Here is a 21,428-nt window from a genome sequence, read left to right as displayed (position 1 = left end):
TGGCGCTGGCCTCCCGAGAGGCGGCGCACGAAGGAGCCGCGCTCGGAGGCAAGGCCGACGGCCTCCAGCGCAGCCGTCAGGCGCTGCGCTATTTCCGCCGGAGGCACGCGCAGGTTCTCCGGCCCGAAGGCGATCTCGTCTTCGACGATTCCCTGCACCAGTTGGGCATCCGGGTCCTGAAGCACGATGCCGACGGTGGAGGCGACAGCTGCCAGGTCAGCCGTGTCCGGGTCCATCCCGTACACGCTTAGCTCCCCAACCCGTTCTCCCTCACCGGAACGGGACAATCCGCCGTGGAGAAGCTGGCACAGCGTAGATTTTCCACTTCCACTGGCCCCGACAATCGCAACATGCTCGCCCACTGCAATGTCCAGCGTCAAGCCATGTAACGCGGGTTCCTCCTGATCATCATACCGATAGCCGAAATCCTTCATGGAAATGGCTATTTTACATCCAGAACCATTATCGCTATGTTCATTCATAACCGAAATACCCTCTATCCCTGTTCTTGAAAAATACAGTCTCGCCATGGCAAGTGCTATGCACGCGAAGCACGACCCAGCTCAAAACGTTTTAACAGTCCTGTCCGATTCAACGCATCGCCCAACATCTTGGTCAGCAGACCGCACAATACAATACCGCTCAAGATGCGCACGACCAGTGCAATCGTCAGCACCTTCCAGCCCCAATGCATATAGCCGAACATATTGGCTGCCACGATAAACCATAACGGCACCATAGCCCCGCCTGCCAGCGTCAGCGAAACGGCATTCCAGCGTCGATAGCGCAGTACAGCAAATACCAGTTCAGCGGCAATCATATAGCAGACCGCAGCCGCGATGATAGATGCGATTCCGTAGGCTGAACCCATAAAGGACTGCACCACTGCGCCAAATGAATAGGCAATTACCGCCGTCCCCGGCTTACGAATAATATAATAGGCCAGCAAACCATATATCATGTACAGCCCGACAATGGAGGAAGTCGCGATAGGCCCTCCCAGACTATTTAATGTTTTGTTAATCATCGACAAATAAACGGTCATGACTCCATTCAACGTTGCCAGCATCGCCATCAATACGATATCCAGCGTCGTAAACTTTGCAAAAATACGAGATTCCTTCATATGTAATTCCCTATCTCCTCTCCAAATATAAACGAGCACATTCTAAATGTATTCATACAAGCTCTTATTGTCAACCTATTTTTATTTATACGGTTGACAATAAGATCAAAAAAAGAAGCTGCTCCCTATAAGCTCCACCATAAAACAGCAGTACCTAATACAGCAACCACAGCACATACATAACCGGAGCGCCCCTTCTCCAGCGCACGAAGATAGGTACGATCAGCATAAGCACCAAAGCCTTTGCCCTCCATCGCCAGCGCCGTCTGCTGAACTCGTCTCACGGCATTCACCAGCATAGCACCGACATATCCGCCCCACCATGAAAGCCGGTTCCGCAGTCCTCGCGGCGGTTCCTGTCCACGCACACGCCGTGCCGCCATTATAGTACGTCCTTCTTCTTCCAATAAGGGGAGAAACGTCAGCGCCACAGAAATACCGAACGCAAACCGATAAGGAACACGCAAACGCAGATTCAAAGCCTGTACAAAATCTCTGGGATCGGTTGTCGACAAATATATATACGAGGCCAAAAACAGCACAAAAATGCGCAACGTCAACGCCCCTGCGATATCCAGCCCTTCCGCTGTAATCCAAATCGGCCCCCAGCCCGCCACGATATGTCCTTCCCGAATCGCCAGAATAGACAATATAAAATACGGAATGCCCAGACCAATCAGAAATGACATGGCCCGAAGCTGACGTGCCAACGTTAAGCCTGCCCCAAACCAAGCCACAACGATCAATACAACCAGCAGTGCCGCTTCATGCAGTGTTGAATCCCATGCCATCGACAGCAGGCTAAAGCATCCCACCAGAATCAGTTTACTTAATGGCCCCAGCCTGTGTAGCGGGGACGCCCCTCCGTTATACTGAAACAGCATTTCGCTTCGCCTCCAGTCTGAGCCATTCTTCATGTAGCAAGGAGTACATCAGCATATCCTTAAAGCCTGTAGACGTATGCTGTATTTGCCGTAGCAGCCCTTCCTGCGTCCAGCCCATAGAGGACAATAAGGCTTGCGATCCCGTATTTCGCGGGTCCACCAGCGCTTCCATCCGATTCAGCTGAATCGTGCCATACCCGAAAGACAGCACCAGCCGCAGCGCCTCCGACATATAGCCCTTTCTCCAATAGGGCTTAGCCAGCTCGTAGCCGATTTCAGCTTTATAGGCTCCCTCGGTCTGCCAATAATTAAAGCCACAGCTGCCGATCAGCTTCCCGTCCTCCTTTAGCTCTATGCCCCAGCGTAACGCATCCTCCGTCTTCGCCAGCTTATTCAACAGCTCGATCATATCCTCCGCATCCTCACGTCCGGACATCCCCGTCAGGTTCATATAACGGTGAACCTCCGGATCAGACCAGCAGGCAAACATCGTAGCCGCATCCCCGATTTCCATCTTTCGGAGCCGAAGACGCGGGCTTTCCAGCGGTGGTATATGCCCCTTACATGCATATGCGCGCATGTTCAATCATCCTTCCAGCATCAAAGTGACAATAAATATACGCTACATTTAAGCATACCCCTCCAACAAACGCAAACACCCCCCTGCTCCACAAATGCGCCGATCCGGCATCCATGAGAAAAGGAGGATATGTTTGGAGCCGCTCATTTCCAAGTAGTCAGACAGACATGAATGATGACTATACTCCGCATTCCAATGCCACTTTAGGAGGAGGCACGAGAAGCCGAGCGGGCCGGTTTCTTCACAACATCCTTGTACAATACGCCCAGCATCGTCTGAATTTCCTTCAATTCTTCGATCCCTGCGCCCGTAATGCTGAACAAATCGTCATGCGGTGTCAGAAAGTTTTCCTGCGTCAGGTTCTCCAGCTCCTGCTTGACCTCACGTTCTCCTACGCGGTACCCGCGTTCTTCGAGTACAGGTTGAATATCACTCACCGTCAAATCGTTTTCATGTGCATAGGAAAGCATCTGTATACGGATAAACAAATTTTGAACATCTGCACGCATGATTGTAGCTCCTTCCCGGCTTAAGGCCAACATCGTTATATTGTTTTTACCCATAGGAAACAAGCCGGAAACAAATGAGTGGTAACCCTTTTGAATTGTAGAAACCAAGCAGCGAAGGCGATCCACTTTTCATAAAATGTACGACTACCGTCAGAATCAGACTGGTCACCACCGCTGAGCTGATTGCACTATGTACCTTTTTCATACCTGACAACTCCTGTTCTTCTCTTGAAATTACGCTGTAAAAAGATTAGAGTACGGAGGTCGCTGAAAAGGTTACAGATGTATTTTCCTCTTGACTGAATATATAAATCGTTATATCTTAAATTAATTAACCAATGGTAAAAGCAACTTGCAGAATTACCTTTTTCTCCCGATATATACAACAGATAATGGTAAAAAATTTCACTGATAGGAGCGTGGACTACATGTTTCAGGCTATCCCTTACGAAGGCACACGTCACGAACAATTTGAATCAGTTCTTGGGCAACTCCGGGCACTCATTCATGATGAACCCAATACTATTGCAAACCTGGCGAACGCTTCTGCGTTGCTTGGTCATTTTCTGCCGGATATTAACTGGAGCGGCTTCTATCTCTACGATGGAACCGAGCTTGTACTCGGTCCATTTCAGGGCCAGCCCGCGTGTATACGAATTCCGCTGGGACGCGGTGTATGCGGTACAGCCGCAGTGGAGCGACGGACCCTTGTCGTAGAAGATGTCCATGCGTTCCCGGGCCATATCGTCTGTGACGCGGCTTCCAATAGCGAAATCGTCATCCCCCTCATCAAGAACGGAGAACTGCTGGGAGTGCTGGACATTGACAGCCCGCTAAAAGCCCGCTTCGACCACGAAGATCGTGTATTCCTAGAGGAATTTACGGCTATTCTGGTAGCCAGTTTGTAATCAAAATCCGCGTATAATCATCGTCTTCCTTCACCACAATATATAAGGGTCTGGAACCCGAAACCATCCGGTGAAGGAGATTAATGACAATGTACAACAACACCATGGCTCCACAACAGCAGCTTCGTCAATGTGAACAAATTATGCAGCAACTGGTTCAACAAACACAGCAAGGGACAACGATGTATCAACAGTTGCTGCAACAGGAGCAACAAAATGCATCCAGTCTTGAAAACCTGGTGCAACGTGAACGTAATGCAGCTCAAACGATCCAAACCGCAATCCAGCACCACCAACAAGCTATGCAGCAATACCAACAAGTCATTCAATTGTGTAGTCAATTGGAAAACACGATCCGCTCCAGCAGCCAAATGACTCAGCCCGGATTTGGCGATAATTACGCCTCCCACAGTATGCAACCATCCTCCTATGGTACGGGAAGCCACATGAGCCAAAGCTTTCCGCAACACATGGGTACGACTGGGCAGCATTATGCAAGCAGTGGTAGCATTCAGCACTACGGAAACAACAGTCAGCAAGGCATGAGAGCGACACATAGCAGCATGTAAAGCTGCTTTACACACAAAAAGGGTGAACAGCAGGCCGTCGGATTGGCTTGTTGTTTACCCCTTTTTCATACCTCTTACAGCCTTTTTCACCAGCTAGTGTTAGTTTAATTCCCGCTTTGCCAGCACCTTCATCCCGGCTCGCAAATACTCAGCCAGTCCGGGGCGATAGCCTTCATACATTTTACTGAAATCCTCATGCTCCACGTACAAGTCTGCCAGCCCACTATAAATCTCGGCAGTAGGTGTATAGAATCGGCTTACCCATTGGAGATGACGCCGGATCAAAGCTTGCACTTCTTCACTGTTATGCTTTAATCCCTTATTCATAGCTTCAGCTAATTGCCGATGAATCTGACCTGCCTCTGCTTGGGAATCCAGATACTCCTCTTTGGACCAGTTCGTCGTTGCCGTCTTGCTCTCCTGAATCTTCTCTTCGGCCTCATGACCATAACGTTCCGTCAGTTCACGTTCATACATTTCCTGCTTTTCCGGGTCAAACCCTTGGTACAATTGCTCCGGTTTCATCATCTGTTCTCCTTTCACATGAGCCACCGTTTCGTCGATGGTCTGTAGGAGAGTATGCAAGCGGAAGACTTTGTTCTGCACCTTGCTTCGATGCTCCAACAAAACCTCGGCCGTTTTTTCCTTCGTCTGCTCCAGCAAGTCGCCAATGTCGGATAACGGTAATTCCAGCTCTCTGTATAACATAATCTGCTGAAGCCTCAACAGTTGCTCCTGTTCGTAATAGCGATACCCGTTATCCCCGACATGATGGGGTTTTAGCAATCCGATTTCATCATAATAATGTAAAGTTCGTACGCTGATTCCCGACAGACCGGATACTTCCTTCACCGTGTAAGCCATTCCGCTTCACCTCCCTTGTTACACAGTCTACAGCCTCACGCGGCGTGAGAGTCAACCCAGCATTATTGCCCTAGTATTACCTTTTACCCGTTAAGCTTGTGGTGAACCGTCCCTGTGACTAGGGTGTGTACGCAAACTGTGAAGCCGTCCTCTGGGTTGCCCGTACCGGTGCTTCATGGCATTATTTACCCGATTATAATGGCCCTTGGTCTTCAGCCTACAGCTTTTTCTGGCGTTCGTGGTTGATGCACTGGGGAATCCGCTCCGCTTTGAGTTGACACCGGGACAGGCAGATGATTCGGTAATGGATTCCGAGCAAGCGAGACCGGAGGAGGAAGCGGGCGTATGACCAGGATACGTATAAAGAACGGCCAATTGATCGACTGCTTTTTTAATAAAATGAAAAATTATGAGAACTATAACACCTGATTAAGCTTGCTTTCGGGTTCTTCACCGTTTTTTATATGTTTTATATTATTCACAAAGAAATCATATCTTTTTTTATGCAACTTGACGCCATCTGGCATGCCGGCAGTATGGGGAGTAAGTATGACATTACTCAGATCCCTTAGTTCACTGTCAATTGAAAGCGGTTCAGATTCAAACACATCCAAGCATGCTCCTGAAATTTCTTTATCTTTTAAAGCAGCTATTAAGTCATTTTCATTGACAATCCCACCGCGAGCCGTATTGATAAAAAGTGCGGTATTCTTCATCTTTTTGAATACTCCTTTATCAATCAGTTGTTTGGTTTGCGGATTCAGTGACGTATGTACAGTGACTATATCTGATACGCTTACAAGATTATCGAAATCCGTCATTTTTACAAAGCTGTCAGGTTGTACAACGGCATGTCTAGCATTAACCAGCACATTCATATCAAAAACCCTGCAAAACTCAGCTACTTTTTTACCGACAGCACCAAAGCCGATAATTCCTATCGTTTTACCTTTTAATTCACTTCCTGTATAATCCAACTGTTTTTCATCTATTCTGGTTTTCATGAATCTATCAAGGTAGGGTATGTTTTTATAATAAGACAACATCAGCGCCATTACATGCTCGGCCACTGCCTGCGCATTCACTCCTGCAGCATTAGCTACCCAAATACCTAGTTGCGTGCAGGCATCAATATTTACATTATCATACCCTGCACCCGTCTGTACCAGTTTCAATTTTTTTGCCATGGAAAGTAAGTCGCGATCCACTTTGATATGTTCAGGTATGATTACCTGGGAGTCTCCAATATGATGCAGCATTTCTTTTCCCGGCGGCACAATTACAATGTCCCAGTCATTAGGAAAATATTTTTTAATATTTGATTTTGAAATTTGTGTAAAATAGCCTACTATAAGAATTTTCATTGTCAAGCCACCTCCAATTTCTTTGTTTTTACAATAATATGTTTATTGATATTTGTAAAATTGATAGTTTATATAAATTCTATAGACTGAATTTTTGAATTACATTCGTATTCACAAGCGATCAATGATCTCCAACGATTTGTCATTGACGCGTTTCATGAAGGCTGCGACATTGATTCGAATATGATAAAACTTCTTGTAAAATACGTTGTGAACGACATCGCTCTTTAGCCACTTCCATAAACCTTCAATCAGGTTAAGGTCAGGCGAGTACTTCGACAGAAAAACAAATTGTAATCGGTGATGCTGCTTCAAGAAATCTTGCACTTGGGCTGCATGATGAATGCGGCCGTTATCCAGGATCATCCACAATATCGACCTAATTAGATTGATTAGATTGATTAGAGCCTATACGCAAACCTATTTGAGCCACATCCTTATCAAAATCAACGCCAAAAAAGCCTTGAACATGCTCGCTGTCTTGTCATAGCGGGTTGCCAAGCGCCGATACTGTTTCACTCGATTAAAAAAGCTTTCGATTAAATGCCGTTCTTTATACGTATCATTGTCGTAAGCTCGCTTCTTTCGCCGGTTGCGTTTGCTTGGAATGACGGCGGTTGCATTTTGTTCCTTTATTAAGGCCACAATCACATCGGTATCATACGCCCGATCCGCCAAAATTTCTCGATTCTGTAAATCCAGTTTCGAAAGCATATCGTAACCCATTACCGAATCATGTACTTGTCCAGGTGTCAATTCGAAGCAGAGCGGATAGCCCAGCGCATCCACCACGGCATGGATTTTCGTAGTTAATCCGCCTCGGGAACGTCCGATCGCTTGCTTGCTGGCCCCCCTTTTGCGCCGGCCCCATGCTGATGGACTCGGACAATCGTTGAATCAATCATCATTTGCTCAAAATCAGGTTCAATGGTAACGTGCTTCAGGATTTCATCCCAAATGCCGGCCTTTTGCAGGCGCCAGAAAAAGCTGTAGACCGAGGACCATAATAATCGGGTAAATCACGCCAAGGAGCACCCGTACGGGCAACCCAGAGGACGGCATTCAACATTTGACGACGGTTTTTGGGTGGTCGACCTCCTTGTGATTTTCGTACTGGGGGCAAAAACATCTGAACGACTTCCCACTCACGGTCTGTTAATTCGTATCTTCGTCTCATATCTCTTATTCTACCAGAATATTCTCTTGATCTACAGTTTGCGTACACACCCTAGGATAAAATCAATTCCTTTATTTAAAGATCGTGAGCAGGCGACTCATATATTCACGCATATTTACAATTAAATCCGAGTCGCCATCATGAAGACACCAGTTGTACATGACCCCACGAGCTGCAATAAATAAGTAGTCTGTTATCTCTTCGGATGTCATGCTTTGATCCAACTCTCCCACGGCTTGCCCTCTCTCTATAATCTGTTGAAGTATATTTTGCATACCACGACCTTAGTAATGAAGAGCTTGTTATTACTTGTATATAACTGTTTCACCGTCTCTAAACCAACATTCTGATTATATTCCGCATAAACCTCAAAATATTGAATAAGATCCTGCATAATACTTTCTGATGGTAGTTCATTCTTAAATTTCAATTCAAAGTAGCCATCCGCCTGGGCATACATCTCCACCAAAATATCACTTTTAGTCTTGAAATGATTATAAAATGACCCTACTGACACGCCGGCCTTCCGACAGATATCCTCAATTTCAATTTTTTCCAGGCTCTTTTCATGCATTAGCTCTAATGTACTGTTATATATATTTTTTTTAGTCTGCAGACTTTGCAGCTTGCATCGATTCCGCAGAAGAGGTTCTGCTTGGGAAAAAAGATCCCGGTGCTTCCACTGTAATTGTCGGGGGCGGGCTTGTGGGATGCGAAACTGCACTCTGGCTTGCTGATCAAGGTAAAAAAGTAACCTTGGTGGAAATGCAAGAAGATATTTTAACCGTAGGCGGACCCCTGTGCCATGCAAATGAAGATATGCTGCGTGACCTTGTTGCATTTAAGGATATCCATCTCCTGACCAACGCCAAAATTGTAGATGCCAACGATCAAGAATTTGTTCTTAAAAACAAAAATGGTGAAGAAACGATTCTAAAGGCCGATTCAGCGATTCTAGCTGTAGGATATACTCCTCAACAATCGCTTTATGAAGACATCCAAAATGAAGTTTCCGAAGCCTACTTAATCGGAGATGCCAAGCAAGTACAAAATATTATGTACGCTGTCTGGGATGCGTATGAGGTTACCAGAAATATATAGTGCCCTGCTCCCTCCGAAGAGCCGTTTGCTTTTTAAGCAAACGGCTCTTGATTTTTTTAACTTTTCATCAAATACTTGGTTAAGAGAAGTTTTTTCCCATAACCACATGATCATAATAAGCGATCTTCTGAATGATTTTCTCCAAATTGTGTTGTGTTTGGGCCATGTGCTCTTCTACCTTTGTCTTATGAGCTATGAGAAAATCTCTTCTTTCATGTACGGTGGCTTCGCCTTTTGCATTAAGCTCAAGGTATGCCTTAATCTCTTCAATCGTCATCCCCGTATCTTTCATAGCCATAACAAACCTTAACCAGTCAATTTGTTTTTCTGTATATACTCTTCTTCCACCCTCATCCCGCCCCACTTCAGGTAATATCCCCTCTTTTTCATAATAACGAAGTGTAGATGCAGGCAGTCCGCTCTTGATTTGAACCTCTCTGATGGAGTACATTCTCATTCCCCTCCTCGTTATTGTTGTACTTCTTAAAGTCAGCTTTAACTATAAGTATAAGTTTTCATAGAAAAGAGTGCAAAGTAATGAGAAATATACAAAAAAAGAGCGAGTGACCCACGAAGGTTTCTCGCTCCAGAGTCGATTGCTCGCCATCATAATATTCAAAAGCTCTGTAACCAATTCTTTTTCCGATTTATCGGGGGTGCGCAAATATACTCCACATAATTAGTGAGGACACTGGTGGGATGTCCCATAACTACCGTAATCCGATCCAGTTGATCGACGGAAAACGTACGATTTCCATTTACCAAGGTACTCAGCGTACCTGCATTTAGCCCTGCTGTTCGTCCAAGTCGGGTAATGTTCAGTCCGTTTGTCTTCATGTATGTATCAAGCTCTGCTCGAATCGTGGTTGTATGGTTCACAATAAACAACCCCTTTAACACGTTTATAGGATAAAGTTACGATGCTGCTCTGTGGTAACAAATCCAATTACAATCTGGTATTAGACACAAGTTGTACTAGAATAATTCTTTTTTTCACAAAATAGTATACCATTTTATAGAATTTCCTTGTATACTTTTCAACAGTTTACTTAATATATGCTATTGCTTCTCTAAGCCTATTCTTTTTTCTCCTCTTTATTTAGTATTATAAGGATATAAAAAAAGGAGGTTATCATTTGAAAAGTACAGGTATGACACGTCCCTTAGATTCGTTAGGTCGTATCGTCATTCCCAAAGAGATGCGTATTTCAATGGATTACAAGATGGGTGATCCTGTTGAGATTTTTGCTGATGAGGAAACGGGTATTCTCGCCTTACGAAAATATACCGGGGTGACGTGTAAAATGTGTGGTTCTACGGAGCAGTTGACTTATTTTAGAGACAGCTTTATTTGTGGGGAATGTATTCATAATTTGAAGAATGGTACAAATTTCACCCCTATCACAAGGCCGTCCAAAACGACTTTCTCCAACGGAGAAAGGCCAATGAAGCAATCCAAACGTCTGCGCCGTTCGACGCAACAGATGATCGAAAGCCTAAAAGAATTGATGCAGAAGCAACCCAATGCAGCACAGCACGAATATGCAAAGATACTTGAGGTTTCCCAAGCCCGTATTTCCCAGCTCAAAAAAATGCTATAACTACAGCTTGCAATCCTACATAGGTATACATCACAAATTCCATGTACAATTACGTTTGAACCGTGACACGCAGCATCATAGCTAACCGACAAAACCCATGGCGTCCATGGCGAGAATTACACATTGGGCAAAAAGAACCACTGGATGACTTTCAGGCGAATAACCTATATCCGGTGGTTCTTTGTATCTAATTTTCAGTTTTCTTCAATTCTAAACCATTTTTCTTCTCGAGATAATTCCACTACGTAGACAAGGAATATTTCTGAATCAGCAAAAAGTATATATGCCAAATCAAAACATTGGTTGTCCCTTCATCGGATGCCGCCTGAATGGCAGCCTTGGCAGCCTCTGCTGTGGCCTCTGCTGTGGCCTCTGCCACCTCAGCAATCACTTCTCCGGAATACGACTGATTTCAGTGCCGTATACAATTGTGCTGCTTTCCATTCACCACCAATAAATAAATGCTGCTGTTAACGTTTATTTTACCGTCAGCACAGGACAAGGTGCATGCTGGATTACATGATGGCTGACGCTGCCCAGTATTATTTCCGAAACCAGCCCTTTTCCCCGCGTTCCCATAATGATCAGATCCACCTGCTCCTGCTCTGCACTTTTACAAATAACACTCGCCGGGTCACCATGACCCGCCAGCATGCGGTACGAAAGACCCTCGTCCTTCAAAAAGTCGGAAGCTGGCTCTAATATATGACGCCCTTCCTCCTCAATTCGCTCATCCACATCCACCCCAACCGGGGGCTCATTCATGGATAAAGCCGGGTTCACATGCAATACGGTCAGACGCGGTTCACCCTGAAGCTGTTTGGACAGCGCTTTGGCTGTCTCCAACGCCTTCATAGCGTGCTGCGAACCATCAATCGCGACCAGAATATGCTTGTATTCGCTCATACTCTTTTCCTCCTCAGAAGTTCATTGTTAGTGAGCATCAATCTGTATATCCTGCATATGTCGACGACGTACGATCAGCACCACTACACCCAGCAGTACCATCAATGCACCAAAATAAAATGGAGTTTCCGCCGTATAGCACTCGGACAGCTTCCCTGCAAGCCACGGCGAAATCGCCCCGCCCAAAAAGCGCATGAAGCTGTAGGCCGCAGATGCCGTGGAGCGCTCCACCGGAGCAGCCTGCATCACAGCCGTTGTGATCAATGTATTGTTAATCCCCAGAAAAATACCAGCCACGATCACCGCGACAATGACAGTCGTTGGCGAGCCTGCCACCGTCCCTATAGCCATGACGCCTAAATCAATAGCAAACAGCGTCAGCATGACACTAATGGAAGATACCACGCTAAAGCGTGCTTGAATCTTCGGTGCTACAAACACCGAGGTAAAGGCCAGCATAATCCCCCAGCCGAAAAAGACATAGCCCAAACCGTGCTCGTCCAGATGCATCACATATGGAGAATACGCCATCAGCGTAAAAAATCCGAAGTTATACAACAAAGCCACAATGCCCAGCGTTAGCAAGGCCGGATAAGTGAGCGCTTTGAACGGATCGGCAATCGAGCCGCGCTTTTTAGGCTTTGGAATCGAAGGCAGCATAAATGTAATGAACAAAAATCCTACGACCATCAGCGCAGCTACACCGAAGAACGGACCTCGCCAAGAAATGGAGCCTAACTCACCGCCAAGCAGTGGGCCGACCGAAATCCCGAGACCCAGTGCCGCCTCATACAAAATAATCGCTTTAGCCGTCCCCGAAGTGGACAGACCTACAATCGCGGACAGCGCCGTTGCAATAAACAGGGCGTTCCCCAAACCCCAGCCTGCCCGGTAGCCCACAATCCCGCCAACCGTATCGGCTGTACCACCCAACCCGGCAAACACAATAATGAGCAATATTCCGGTCAGCAGCGTCCATTTGACACCCAATCGGCTGGACACTACGCCCGTAATCAGCATAGCCACGCCTGTCACCAGATTATAGCTGGTGAACAGTAACGATACTTGGCTCTTGGTGGCATGAAGCTGATCGGCGATGGCCGGAAGGATAGGATCGACTAATCCCAGTCCCATAAATGAAATAACACAGGCAAAAGCAACCGCCCATACCGCCTTGGGCTGAGACAGCAAGCCTGCCTGTTTTTTTAACTCATCAGGTAACTTTAAATCATCAGGTAATGCGTGTTGTGAACTCATAGTAGGATGTAACCTCCAGATCTAAATGTAAAATGATTCGCTTATGACGGTTCGCTGCCAAGCTCCTTATCAAGCAGAACCTTCCGTTCGCGAACCCTGACCCGCAGCTCCTCCAGCTCGGTCTGGAGCATACGGATGCTGTTGATTTTTCCCTCCATCAGCTCCAACTGTTCGTTTAGTGTTACCTCCATATCCTCCAACATGGCCCGGCGCTCAACGGGATGCAGGATATCCGTTCGCTCACGATATTCCTCCCGCTGACCCTTGAGCATTTCCGCTGCGGACATGTAACGCTGAAGCTCTTGCAGGGAGAAACCAAGCACTTCCTTGGCACTCACAATTTTTTTTAGTAAATCCACATCCTCCTGCGTATACAGCCGCATATTCCCTTCGCTGCGCTGCGGGGAGGGTAACAGACCGATTTCCTCATAATAACGAATGGTTCGCTTGGTCAAACCACATCGCTTGGCGACCTCATCAATTTTATACGTAACCATGACACCCACCTTATGAAAAAGTTTATATATAAATACTACGCCTATCTAACATTAACGTCAACGTTAACTTTGGAGAAAAAAAAGAAACCGCCCCTATTGGAGACGGTTCCTGTTTCGACTTGCAGGTTCATAGGCCCGAAGCATCGGCGCTCAAGCCCATGAAATATATAAATTAGATGAACAAAGTGCGAGTGATGATAACCAGCAAAATGAAGAGTACCAGAATAACACCAGTGGAAGTCCACATGCCGTAGCCACCGCAACAACCTCTTTCTACTTCACCCATCTCAAATTCCTCCTCCCTCCGTTGATTACAAATACATCGCCGGAATTCAATTCAGATTGTTAACAACGAGTTAGATAACGAATGCTTTAGAGATGATAACGAGCAAAATGAAAAGTACCAGAATCGCTCCTGTAGATGTGAAAGCTCCATAACCAGCGCCTACTCCAGACATACTGATTCCTCCCTTCATGGTTTACAAAAGCATTTTATGCGTATGTTGCCAACCATGATAGGTACAGCTGCCGCGCCTCCCGCCCAAATGTAGGTCTTTCGCTTTGGTTCCGTTATCCTTCATGCGCCAGCATGCCGTGATACAGCAGGTTTCGCGTCTGCTTGGCAAGCACGGATGGACTTTCGCGTCCAGTCAGCAATTGGGTTAACGTCAACCGTTCAATCAAGCCAACGACGCATTCCGCCGTCAGCTCCGGGTCCAATTCCTCGCGGCAAGAACCCCATCGTTGTGCCGCAAGCAGATGCTTTTTAATATGACCTGCCATTTCTGCCTTGATACGCACCGAGTCGGACGCCTGGTAAAATCCGACACGGGTTATCGCCGGATTATTGGATAACATACGAAAAATGGATTCCAGAAACACTAGCCCCCGGCTCAAAATTTCAGCTTGGCTTTGATCCGGTTCCACCTTCATGCATTGGACCGTCTCATTCACCAACACTCGGAAGCTCTCAACAAGCTCCTCATACATTTGTTCCTTACTCTCAAAATGAATATAAAAATCCGGCTGCGTCAATCCTGCACGCGCCGCGATCGAACTTACCTTGGTATGATAAAAACCGGTCTGAGCGAATTCCTCAGCCCCTGCCTCCAGTAACAACCGTCGACCTTCCCGACCTCTGACTCCTGCTCTTGTCACGGTCCCTGCCCCCTTACTCCACAAATCTATCGTATTATAAAGTTCCCTTGCGGTAAGAACAATGGGCTTGAGGATGATATATGCCTGTCCTTCCAAAGTCCTAATACAAAAGAAATGAAGGTTTTGAAAATGTAAGGGCATCTCTCCTTAAGGTAGTATTAACCAATTATACCGTGAGCGAGCAGGAAAGATGAAGCCGGATCAGTGGTGAGGACAATATTTGCGCATCATTTCAATGGTTGTCAGATCATCATCCCGCCCTCGGTTTTGCAAACCGTCGATAATCTGTTGACGTTCCTGCTCTTTAACATTCTGCCCGAATTTGAATTTGGCGGTCCACTCATCCGGTACAATCTTGATCAGCGCGACCCCTTTCAGACGTGAAGCATACCGGGGATCGCTGGCATCGATAGGTTCATAGCCTCCCTCCGGTTGCAGCTTACTCATAAAAATGGAAAAGGCAGATGCCTTTTCTTCCAGTTCCACTACCTGTTCCGCATGACCTCGCACGGTAATACTTTTAAAAAATGAAGTCGCCGGACACGCCATATGTTCATCTGTAAAATAAGACGGAATGAGTGCATACTCTCTGGCGGCGGAAAAAGTAACCCGGTTGTCCTCCTTTATCCGTTCCATCTTCTCTCCGGCACGGCTGCCATGAATATAAAAAACACCATTTCCATAAGCAAAATTCAAGGGTACAACCCGCGGGAACCCATCCTCGCTGTTCATACCCAGAAAACCGAAGCTGACCTCGCTCAGAAATAGCTCTATTTCCTCTTCTTCTGCCACCGTAAATTCTTTTCTTCTCATGGATCATGCTCCTTTCGTCTATTGACCAGCGATACATTTCAGATTATGTTGAAAATGGATCAATGAATAGATCCAATATGATCGAAAATGAGTAGTCCAATGAAAGGAGAAGGATATGGATATTACGATTGCTTATCAGCGTGCTATTCAACTGTATCATCATAAATATTTGGCCTTGTATCATGCCCTTCGGGAAGGAATTCTGAACGGATCACTTGCCAGCGGCACGCGCCTGCCTTCCAGTCGTGATTTGGCTGTGATGTATGGAATTTCGCGGGGAAGTGTTGCAGAAGCCTACGATATGCTGTTGGCAGAAGGATATGTGGAAACGGCGGTAGGCAGAGGGACCTTTGTCATTGAACAGACAGCGATGCTGCCGGACAAGTCACAGATTGATAAGCAGAGCCAGCAAGCACCTTCTGTAAAACAAACAACCCCAGCTTTGTCAGCATGGGGACAACGGATCATGCAGATGGAAAGAGAGTCACAACCGTCTTCTGCTTCTGCTGTGAATGAAGATGAGGCTCAACAACCCTTGATTTCCTTTCAGGCAGGAGAAGTGGTGTTGGAGGGCAGTTCACTGACCGCATGGAAAAGCGCAATGGCTGCCGCTGGCAAAGACCTGCAAAAGCCTTCGTCTGCCTTGATGACAGCACCAGTGAATGGTGATGAATGGTTGCGCGAAGCGATCTGTCAACATGTTGGAAGAACACGGGGAATTACGGCCCACCCGGAGCAAGTCGTATTATGCAGTGGTTCCATGGAAGTGATCACGTTATTATGCCAGTTGCTTATTAATGAGCAAGATCCCATCGTGCTGGAAAATCCTTGTTACCCTGGTATCCATCGTGCGGTTACTGCATCGGGCGGACAGGTACAAGCTGCTGAGCTGGATCAACAAGGAATTATTCCGCAGGATTGGGATTCCAGCTTACTATTTGTTACACCGGGACGACAGTTTCCAACCGGAGCTGTATTGCCATTAGCACGCCGTCAGCATATTTTGCAATGGGCGGTGTCCAGAGGTGCGTGGATTATCGAAGATGACTATGACAGCGAATTCCGTTGGGCAGGACGACCGATTGAACCGCTGAAAGCACTGGATCGAGCGGATTGTGTCATCTATGTCGGCTCCTTTTCCAAAAGCATGTTCAGCAGTCTTCGACTGGGCTACGCTATTCTGCCCGCTGCACTGGCCCAAGCGCTAACAGCCGCCAAACGGCTATATGACCCGTTGCCGCCTGCCCGTCTGGAACAGCGCGCACTGGCACGCTTTATGATACGCGGCGACTATGTTCGCCATCTGCGCCGGATGACCCGGATGTACAGATCACGTTACGAGATGTTCGAGCGCGAAATGCAGCAGTTGAGTGGACTGTTTCACTGGCATCAGACTGACTGCGGCCTGCATGCCTATGCGGTCTGGAAGCATGAGCCTGCTCAGTATCAGCAATTGATGCAGGCAGCACTGTCTTTCGGAGTCACATGGCGTGATGCAGCCGACTACCAACTGACACCAGGCCCACCATCCGCCTGTTTTATTTTTGCCCATTTAACGGAACACCAAATGATTGAAGGCATTAACCGTCTGCTTCAGGCTTGGGATCGTATTAAAAAATGAGTGGAACCCTCGCCTTAATCGACCTTCGCACCATATGAACGCAAGAACGCTAGAGCCTGGTCTTGATCCATCCGTGCACCTTTGACAACAAGTGCTTTAAAATCGACTCCATCCATAGTAGCACCACGTAGATCGGCTCCCTGTAGCTTGGCATGAGCTAAAATAGCTCTGGTCAGGTCGCAATCTCTGAGGTCTGCCTTCTGCAGATTGGCATCCGAGAGATCCGCTTCATAAAAGCGTACTCCTCTCAAATCCTGCTTTTCCAGCCGGGCCTGCCGCAAATTGGTATAAGACCAATCCCCCTGAACGAGCGTAATGCCGTCTATTTTTGCTTTTGAAAAGTCCGAGCCCGTCATTTTACAATTGCTGAATTTGGAGACGAACAGGTTGGCTTCAATAAAGTTACAATTTATAAAAGCCGATTCAGTATGAATAGAACCGTTCAACAGCGCTCCTTGAAAATCACATTCGATAAAACGACATTCGCTGGTCATGATTTCCTCCAACGAACCGTTCGTAAAAGTACAGCGTTCAAAGGTGCAACGAATAAGTTCACCATCCCTTAAATCTTTCCCGCTATAATCAATGCCCTCATATTGCTGCTCCTGATACTGAAACATAATGATCCCCCTTATTTAATCACTAGCCCTAACAGCCCCACAAAAGACGAAGCTTGATGCGGAGAGATCATGCACCCATCCAGGTCTTCGATATCCACCTGTAGTCCATCGAATTCGCAATCGCTCAGATCAATCCCCTTCAGCTTGGACCCCGACAGCATGGCCTGATCCATATTGCAACGGGTAAAAAAGGTTTTTTGTAGCGTCAAATGATAAAGGTCGGAGCTTATCAATGAACAATCCTCAAAACCAACCTGCTTGAAATTGGCAAAGCGAAACATTGAATAATCCCCTAAGCAATCCAGAAAACGAACATTTTGGAGTCTGCTTCTGGAGAAGTCTGTTCCGAGCAGCTTGCAATTTCTGAACTCTACCCGGTGAATAAAGGAACCGGAAAAGTTAATATTAGACAGGTCGCATTTATCGAAAATAACATCTGTCCATTCACTTTCCGGCAATGCCGATTCCATAATCGTAACATTTTTAAAAACCATCTTCTCAAATGAAACCCTGGCAGCTTCCACCTGATCCATAGTCATATCCTCTACAGACCCCGTGCTAAACTCATCCTTGGATCGTAAGGAGTACATTTCATCGGATAATACAGATAAGTCTGAAGGAATTTTCGGCAACTCTATCTTAATTTCCATAGCTATCTCCACCTTCTGAGTGCTTATTCCGGCATATGTCTAGTTTATATGATGATGCGACGCAGTAACAATGGCTTTATATATGTACCTGCAAAATGAAAAAAAGCCACGCTACCCAGCGCGACTCCCAAGCTTTCTACAATCAGGTAATCAGGTAGCGGCCCCGGCGCTCCGACGCGAGCAGCTTCAATAGCTGCATTTAAACCAAGCAGGTAAGCTGCGCCGTTGTAGTCCCTAACATGGTAGCCAGTTCGTATGCTGAAAGAGCAGATTAAGCGGATATAATTATTTTATGCCATTAACTTTTTAAGCTGTGAATGATTCGTGCCGTGAATGATTTATGTCCTATTCATTTGAGTAAAAAAGGCGGCGGCTCTCGTTAGCTCCGTCTAATCCGCGTTGTTCTTGGCTTCAAACGTGCCAATTCCTCGCTGGTGAGCTGTCTTGTATAAGAGCGGGGGGATGATCCTGTATCTACTCTGCGCACCCTGCCTGCCCCGACGGGGCGGGCTACCCGTGTGTTGAACGCCTGCATGAACCACTGCACCGGGAAAGCAATGGACAGACGACCATCTGCCGTGCCTGCAAAATTGACCGCTGCCGCATAATTATCCGACTGTCTGAGCCAGACAGAGCCGGAATCCCCAGGCAGCGATACAGGGGTGGTACCTCTAATAACGGTCTGATCCTCGAAGGTCAGCAGCCCCAAGCTTCCGCCGTAATTAATTTGCAAATCCGTATAGACAGACTCTACCGTGCCATTTACCAATCCGGTCGTACGCCCTACCTTTTTGAATCTTTCTCCCACACGATAAGCGGTCACATGTCCCGGGACTACTCCTACCGTAGCGTAACGCGGACTGAGCAAGCTGTTGCGAGTCGGCAAGGAAAGCGCCGCATCAATAAAATTGGTCCCCGTTGGGTTTAAGCGTACATAACGATACAACCGCCCTATACGATCTCGGGTAGCCGTCCCCTCATCGGCTCCGCCTGGCTGAAGCGTGGCCTCCCGATTGTCTGTATTGGAAGGGTTGAGTACATGGTTATTACTGAAAAGATAACGTGTAGCCGGCGTTCCAGTTACCGCGACGACCAGCCCGGTCGTACCGGAGCCTTCAATCGTCCCGACACTGTAGCCGGCGATGACCGGGCGTATACGCGTCATGTAGTCCGTGGCATGGGCTTTCATCTTTCCAGACTTTACAATTCGGACAGGAACGCTCGTTTGCTTGCCTAGTGCTGTGGCCGACAGAAGTCCGGTAGAGGCTGTGGTCAGCCGGTCTGTGTACACAATGACAGCGGCCCCCCTTTTTGGATGAGCAGGGTCCCTGTACCCTACGCCGATGCCGTGGACACCGGACATTTTTAAGACTCGCTTGGCCATCCGCTTCTTCACTTGAAGGGCGGCCGAGAAGGTAGCCAACATCATCATCCCCTTTTACATTCAGATGAAATATTGTATGGCTAAGGCCGCTCCGCGTTCCAACCGCCGTATTGAAAGGTATATGAAAACATCCCAAAAGATGGTATACTCATTTCCAAAATTGACATTTTAGCATTTGATTCTGATGTTCCTATTTTAAATGGGTTGATATCCTAATAAGTTTCCTTTAAAGGGGTGATTTATTTTGTCCAATACAACCACGATACTCGCAGAATTGATAAAGTACATGAACGAACATGATTTAAACATTAGCGATCTGGCTAGGAAATCAAATATGAATCCCGGCACGGTTAGCGGTCTCGTTAATGGTAACCGCAAGTTTTCAGTCTATCAGCTAGACCGAATTACAGAAGCGATGGGGCATCCCGTTGGTTATTATTATGAACGTTATATCCCCGAATGTTTGGCTGATGCTAGTCCCAACTGGCGTAGAATGAGTCCGTTTTTGGAAAGTTGCGCAAAATTGAATAAGTTGGATTGCATTCAGCAGGTCGTGGATATGTTACTGGATAAGTTGGGCTACGCTACTCCATTATTTGAACTGGCTGAACAATTTTTTGAAGACGGTTTGTATGAGGCGGCGGCCATACTTTATGAGAATGTTGCTCTAAGTGAAAATAAGCAGCACTCGGAGCGCTTGGCTCTATGTCAGTACCGCCTGTTTCAGAGCAGGCAAGGGGATGACCAGGAAAAAAACTATGAAGCAGCCGTGCAGTTTGAGACTTACGTTAATCGTCTTGATGTAATTGTCCAACTAGATGCGTTAAAGGATTTAGTGAATACATATCGCAAATTGCGCAAGTGGGACAAAGTAAACAAATTCGCTAAAATTTTGGGAGACAGAGCTGAAATTCAATACAAGCTAGGTAGCCAGCAACATAAAAAAGAGAAAGAAAATCCACAAAATCCGATTTACTCTCCTTTTGTATATTGGGCATTTTCATATTTACTTCAGGCTGAAGTCTGTGATGCTAAAAAAGACTATGAGACAGGATTTAAACATATCCAAAAATATGCCGATTTAAACTGGGTAAAGGAAGAGGACGAAACAACCCTGAAGTGGAAACACCAATTTAAAGAGTGGGCCGAAGCAAATACTTATTTGAATAAGCTTATGTCAGGCGAGGTAAGCGTACTTCCTGATTATATTGCTTATTTCTCTTCGAAAAAAGATGAAATCCTTCCCGCATTAGATAACATAGTTGAAGCAGCTAATCGATATAATATAAATGTAGATGATGTACTTCAGCAATTTGAAGCGGAAATTTTATCTCTTATGGAGGAACAAGAAAATGTAGGCGTGTACAATCAACAATTCTTTGTAGAACGCTTTACTCATTTTTCAAAGGAATTGGCTGTTTACTATTTGCATAAGGGGATGTTTTCAGAAGGTTTTAGATTCTTGTTAAGCTGTTTGGAAAAATCTACTGCAATTAATAATAAGTCATATATACTTGAATGTGTGAGACTGTTTGAGTCTTTTAGAGAGAATGCATCATCTGATGCAAATGCAGTCTACCGAAATTTGATTAGTGAGGTGGATGTATATGAAGAGTAAAATGGCTTCAATCTTATTGGTGACTAGCTTTCTATTATTGACAGTAATTATTACCCCTTTCCCATATCAGGGAAATGGGAATAATTATGAGCCGGCATGGCACCACGGAGGAATATGAAGATTCTTTAGTACTAAAAAATATTTCATTCCATGACCTGCTTTTAGGAGCAGGTCTTTTTTTATGGGACGGATTGTCAAGCCAAGTGCGACAGTTCTTCTGA

28 protein-coding genes and 2 pseudogenes are annotated in these 21,428 nt (G+C 46.2%); 6 read left to right on the top strand and 24 right to left on the bottom strand.

Annotated features, from left to right (window positions below; genetic code table 11):
• The 6 genes from L696_RS0128015 to L696_RS30785 form a co-directional block, all read right to left on the bottom strand.
• Window positions 1-482 (bottom strand): energy-coupling factor ABC transporter ATP-binding protein (locus L696_RS0128015; RefSeq protein WP_025686583.1); only part of this gene is annotated, 482 nt, incomplete at its 3' end.
• 56 nt (window positions 483-538) lie between these two features.
• A complete protein-coding gene (locus L696_RS0128010) occupies window positions 539-1,126 on the bottom strand; it encodes an ECF transporter S component (RefSeq protein WP_025686582.1) in 588 nt (195 codons plus the stop codon).
• Between the two features lie 125 nt (window positions 1,127-1,251).
• Window positions 1,252-2,010: an energy-coupling factor transporter transmembrane component T family protein gene (locus L696_RS0128005; protein ID WP_025686581.1), complete on the bottom strand. Its 759-nt coding sequence runs from the start codon at window positions 2,008-2,010 to the stop codon at window positions 1,252-1,254.
• A complete protein-coding gene (locus tag L696_RS0128000; RefSeq protein WP_025686580.1) occupies window positions 1,994-2,590 on the bottom strand; it encodes a GNAT family N-acetyltransferase in 597 nt (198 codons plus the stop codon). Before L696_RS0128000 ends, L696_RS0128005 begins: the two co-directional genes overlap by 17 nt.
• Window positions 2,591-2,793: 203 nt before the next feature.
• Window positions 2,794-3,099 carry a hypothetical protein gene (locus tag L696_RS0127995; RefSeq protein WP_025686579.1) on the bottom strand — a complete coding sequence of 102 codons (306 nt, stop codon included), beginning with the start codon at window positions 3,097-3,099 and terminating at the stop codon, window positions 2,794-2,796.
• Between the two features lie 46 nt (window positions 3,100-3,145).
• On the bottom strand, window positions 3,146-3,304 hold the full coding sequence (locus L696_RS30785; RefSeq protein ID WP_155985497.1) for a hypothetical protein: 159 nt from the start codon (window positions 3,302-3,304) through the stop codon (window positions 3,146-3,148).
• Between the two features lie 223 nt (window positions 3,305-3,527).
• On the opposite strand from L696_RS30785, the gene L696_RS0127985 reads away from it, so the two are divergent.
• Both L696_RS0127985 and L696_RS0127980 read left to right on the top strand, forming a co-directional pair.
• Complete coding sequence (locus L696_RS0127985) at window positions 3,528-4,007, top strand: GAF domain-containing protein (RefSeq protein ID WP_025686578.1); 480 nt, start codon at window positions 3,528-3,530, stop codon at window positions 4,005-4,007.
• An 89-nt stretch (window positions 4,008-4,096) separates the two neighbouring features.
• Complete coding sequence (locus L696_RS0127980; protein ID WP_025686577.1) at window positions 4,097-4,576, top strand: hypothetical protein; 480 nt, start codon at window positions 4,097-4,099, stop codon at window positions 4,574-4,576.
• A 99-nt stretch (window positions 4,577-4,675) separates the two neighbouring features.
• Here the strand turns inward: L696_RS0127980 and L696_RS0127975 are convergent, their stop codons facing one another.
• From L696_RS0127975 to L696_RS32860, 6 genes and pseudogenes are all read right to left on the bottom strand, one after another.
• Window positions 4,676-5,440, bottom strand: coding sequence for a MerR family transcriptional regulator (locus L696_RS0127975; RefSeq protein WP_025686576.1), 765 nt, complete (start codon window positions 5,438-5,440; stop codon window positions 4,676-4,678).
• A gap of 416 nt (window positions 5,441-5,856) precedes the next feature.
• Entirely contained in the window at window positions 5,857-6,804 is a 948-nt protein-coding gene (locus L696_RS0127960; RefSeq protein ID WP_025686575.1) for an NAD(P)-dependent oxidoreductase, read from the bottom strand.
• A gap of 111 nt (window positions 6,805-6,915) precedes the next feature.
• Window positions 6,916-7,170: pseudogene (locus L696_RS0127955) on the bottom strand (transposase); the annotation flags it as partial.
• Window positions 7,171-7,224: 54 nt separating this feature from the next.
• Window positions 7,225-7,981 (bottom strand): annotated as a pseudogene (locus L696_RS32865) (IS5 family transposase).
• Window positions 7,982-8,052: 71 nt separating this feature from the next.
• Window positions 8,053-8,256, bottom strand: a complete 204-nt coding sequence (locus L696_RS31620) for a hypothetical protein (RefSeq protein ID WP_209441014.1) — start codon at window positions 8,254-8,256, stop codon at window positions 8,053-8,055.
• Window positions 8,229-8,555, bottom strand: coding sequence for a TetR/AcrR family transcriptional regulator (locus L696_RS32860; RefSeq protein WP_425339360.1), 327 nt, complete (start codon window positions 8,553-8,555; stop codon window positions 8,229-8,231). Before L696_RS32860 ends, L696_RS31620 begins: the two co-directional genes overlap by 28 nt.
• 56 nt (window positions 8,556-8,611) lie before the next feature.
• Between L696_RS32860 and L696_RS0127935 the strand changes: the two genes are divergently transcribed.
• The gene (locus tag L696_RS0127935; protein ID WP_081750810.1) at window positions 8,612-9,082 is read left to right on the top strand and encodes an FAD-dependent oxidoreductase; all 471 of its coding nucleotides are present in this window, start codon (window positions 8,612-8,614) and stop codon (window positions 9,080-9,082) included.
• Window positions 9,083-9,161: 79 nt separating this feature from the next.
• Here L696_RS0127935 and L696_RS0127930 read toward each other — a convergent pair whose 3' ends face one another.
• The gene (locus L696_RS0127930) at window positions 9,162-9,533 is read right to left on the bottom strand and encodes a MerR family transcriptional regulator (RefSeq protein WP_025686572.1); all 372 of its coding nucleotides are present in this window, start codon (window positions 9,531-9,533) and stop codon (window positions 9,162-9,164) included.
• A 164-nt stretch (window positions 9,534-9,697) separates the two neighbouring features.
• Window positions 9,698-9,961: a helix-turn-helix domain-containing protein gene (locus L696_RS0127925; RefSeq protein WP_025686571.1), complete on the bottom strand. Its 264-nt coding sequence runs from the start codon at window positions 9,959-9,961 to the stop codon at window positions 9,698-9,700.
• Between the two features lie 257 nt (window positions 9,962-10,218).
• On the opposite strand from L696_RS0127925, the gene L696_RS0127920 reads away from it, so the two are divergent.
• Window positions 10,219-10,683: an AbrB/MazE/SpoVT family DNA-binding domain-containing protein gene (locus L696_RS0127920; protein WP_025686570.1), complete on the top strand. Its 465-nt coding sequence runs from the start codon at window positions 10,219-10,221 to the stop codon at window positions 10,681-10,683.
• A gap of 241 nt (window positions 10,684-10,924) precedes the next feature.
• Here the strand turns inward: L696_RS0127920 and L696_RS31085 are convergent, their stop codons facing one another.
• The 7 genes from L696_RS31085 to L696_RS0127880 form a co-directional block, all read right to left on the bottom strand.
• Window positions 10,925-11,062 (bottom strand): hypothetical protein, encoded by a 138-nt coding sequence (locus L696_RS31085; protein WP_162472212.1) that lies wholly within the window; start codon window positions 11,060-11,062, stop codon window positions 10,925-10,927.
• A 98-nt stretch (window positions 11,063-11,160) separates the two neighbouring features.
• Complete coding sequence (locus tag L696_RS0127910; RefSeq protein ID WP_025686569.1) at window positions 11,161-11,589, bottom strand: universal stress protein; 429 nt, start codon at window positions 11,587-11,589, stop codon at window positions 11,161-11,163.
• 27 nt (window positions 11,590-11,616) lie between these two features.
• Entirely contained in the window at window positions 11,617-12,846 is a 1,230-nt protein-coding gene (locus L696_RS0127905; protein ID WP_025686568.1) for an MFS transporter, read from the bottom strand.
• Between the two features lie 41 nt (window positions 12,847-12,887).
• Window positions 12,888-13,343 (bottom strand): MerR family transcriptional regulator, encoded by a 456-nt coding sequence (locus tag L696_RS0127900; protein WP_025686567.1) that lies wholly within the window; start codon window positions 13,341-13,343, stop codon window positions 12,888-12,890.
• A 356-nt stretch (window positions 13,344-13,699) separates the two neighbouring features.
• Complete coding sequence (locus L696_RS31610) at window positions 13,700-13,801, bottom strand: hypothetical protein (protein WP_014599460.1); 102 nt, start codon at window positions 13,799-13,801, stop codon at window positions 13,700-13,702.
• A gap of 112 nt (window positions 13,802-13,913) precedes the next feature.
• Window positions 13,914-14,501: a TetR/AcrR family transcriptional regulator gene (locus L696_RS0127885; RefSeq protein WP_025686566.1), complete on the bottom strand. Its 588-nt coding sequence runs from the start codon at window positions 14,499-14,501 to the stop codon at window positions 13,914-13,916.
• Window positions 14,502-14,702: 201 nt separating this feature from the next.
• Window positions 14,703-15,314: a pyridoxamine 5'-phosphate oxidase family protein gene (locus tag L696_RS0127880; protein ID WP_025686565.1), complete on the bottom strand. Its 612-nt coding sequence runs from the start codon at window positions 15,312-15,314 to the stop codon at window positions 14,703-14,705.
• 115 nt (window positions 15,315-15,429) lie between these two features.
• Between L696_RS0127880 and pdxR the strand changes: the two genes are divergently transcribed.
• A complete protein-coding gene (pdxR, locus tag L696_RS0127875) occupies window positions 15,430-16,935 on the top strand; it encodes a MocR-like pyridoxine biosynthesis transcription factor PdxR (protein ID WP_025686564.1) in 1,506 nt (501 codons plus the stop codon).
• 14 nt (window positions 16,936-16,949) lie between these two features.
• Here the strand turns inward: pdxR and L696_RS0127870 are convergent, their stop codons facing one another.
• The 3 genes from L696_RS0127870 to L696_RS0127860 all read right to left on the bottom strand — a co-directional run bounded on the left by L696_RS0127870 (window position 16,950) and on the right by L696_RS0127860 (window position 19,631).
• Entirely contained in the window at window positions 16,950-17,555 is a 606-nt protein-coding gene (locus tag L696_RS0127870) for a pentapeptide repeat-containing protein (protein ID WP_025686563.1), read from the bottom strand.
• A gap of 11 nt (window positions 17,556-17,566) precedes the next feature.
• Window positions 17,567-18,205: a pentapeptide repeat-containing protein gene (locus tag L696_RS0127865; protein ID WP_025686562.1), complete on the bottom strand. Its 639-nt coding sequence runs from the start codon at window positions 18,203-18,205 to the stop codon at window positions 17,567-17,569.
• 379 nt (window positions 18,206-18,584) lie between these two features.
• Window positions 18,585-19,631 (bottom strand): hypothetical protein, encoded by a 1,047-nt coding sequence (locus L696_RS0127860; RefSeq protein ID WP_025686561.1) that lies wholly within the window; start codon window positions 19,629-19,631, stop codon window positions 18,585-18,587.
• 202 nt (window positions 19,632-19,833) lie between these two features.
• On the opposite strand from L696_RS0127860, the gene L696_RS0127855 reads away from it, so the two are divergent.
• A complete protein-coding gene (locus tag L696_RS0127855; RefSeq protein WP_025686560.1) occupies window positions 19,834-21,207 on the top strand; it encodes a helix-turn-helix domain-containing protein in 1,374 nt (457 codons plus the stop codon).
• Window positions 21,208-21,428 lie beyond the last annotated feature (221 nt).

Origin of the sequence: Paenibacillus maysiensis (genome assembly GCF_000520815.1) — a bacterium.
Classification (GTDB): domain Bacteria; phylum Bacillota; class Bacilli; order Paenibacillales; family Paenibacillaceae; genus Paenibacillus; species Paenibacillus maysiensis.
This window is presented reverse-complemented; position numbering and strand designations above follow the sequence as displayed.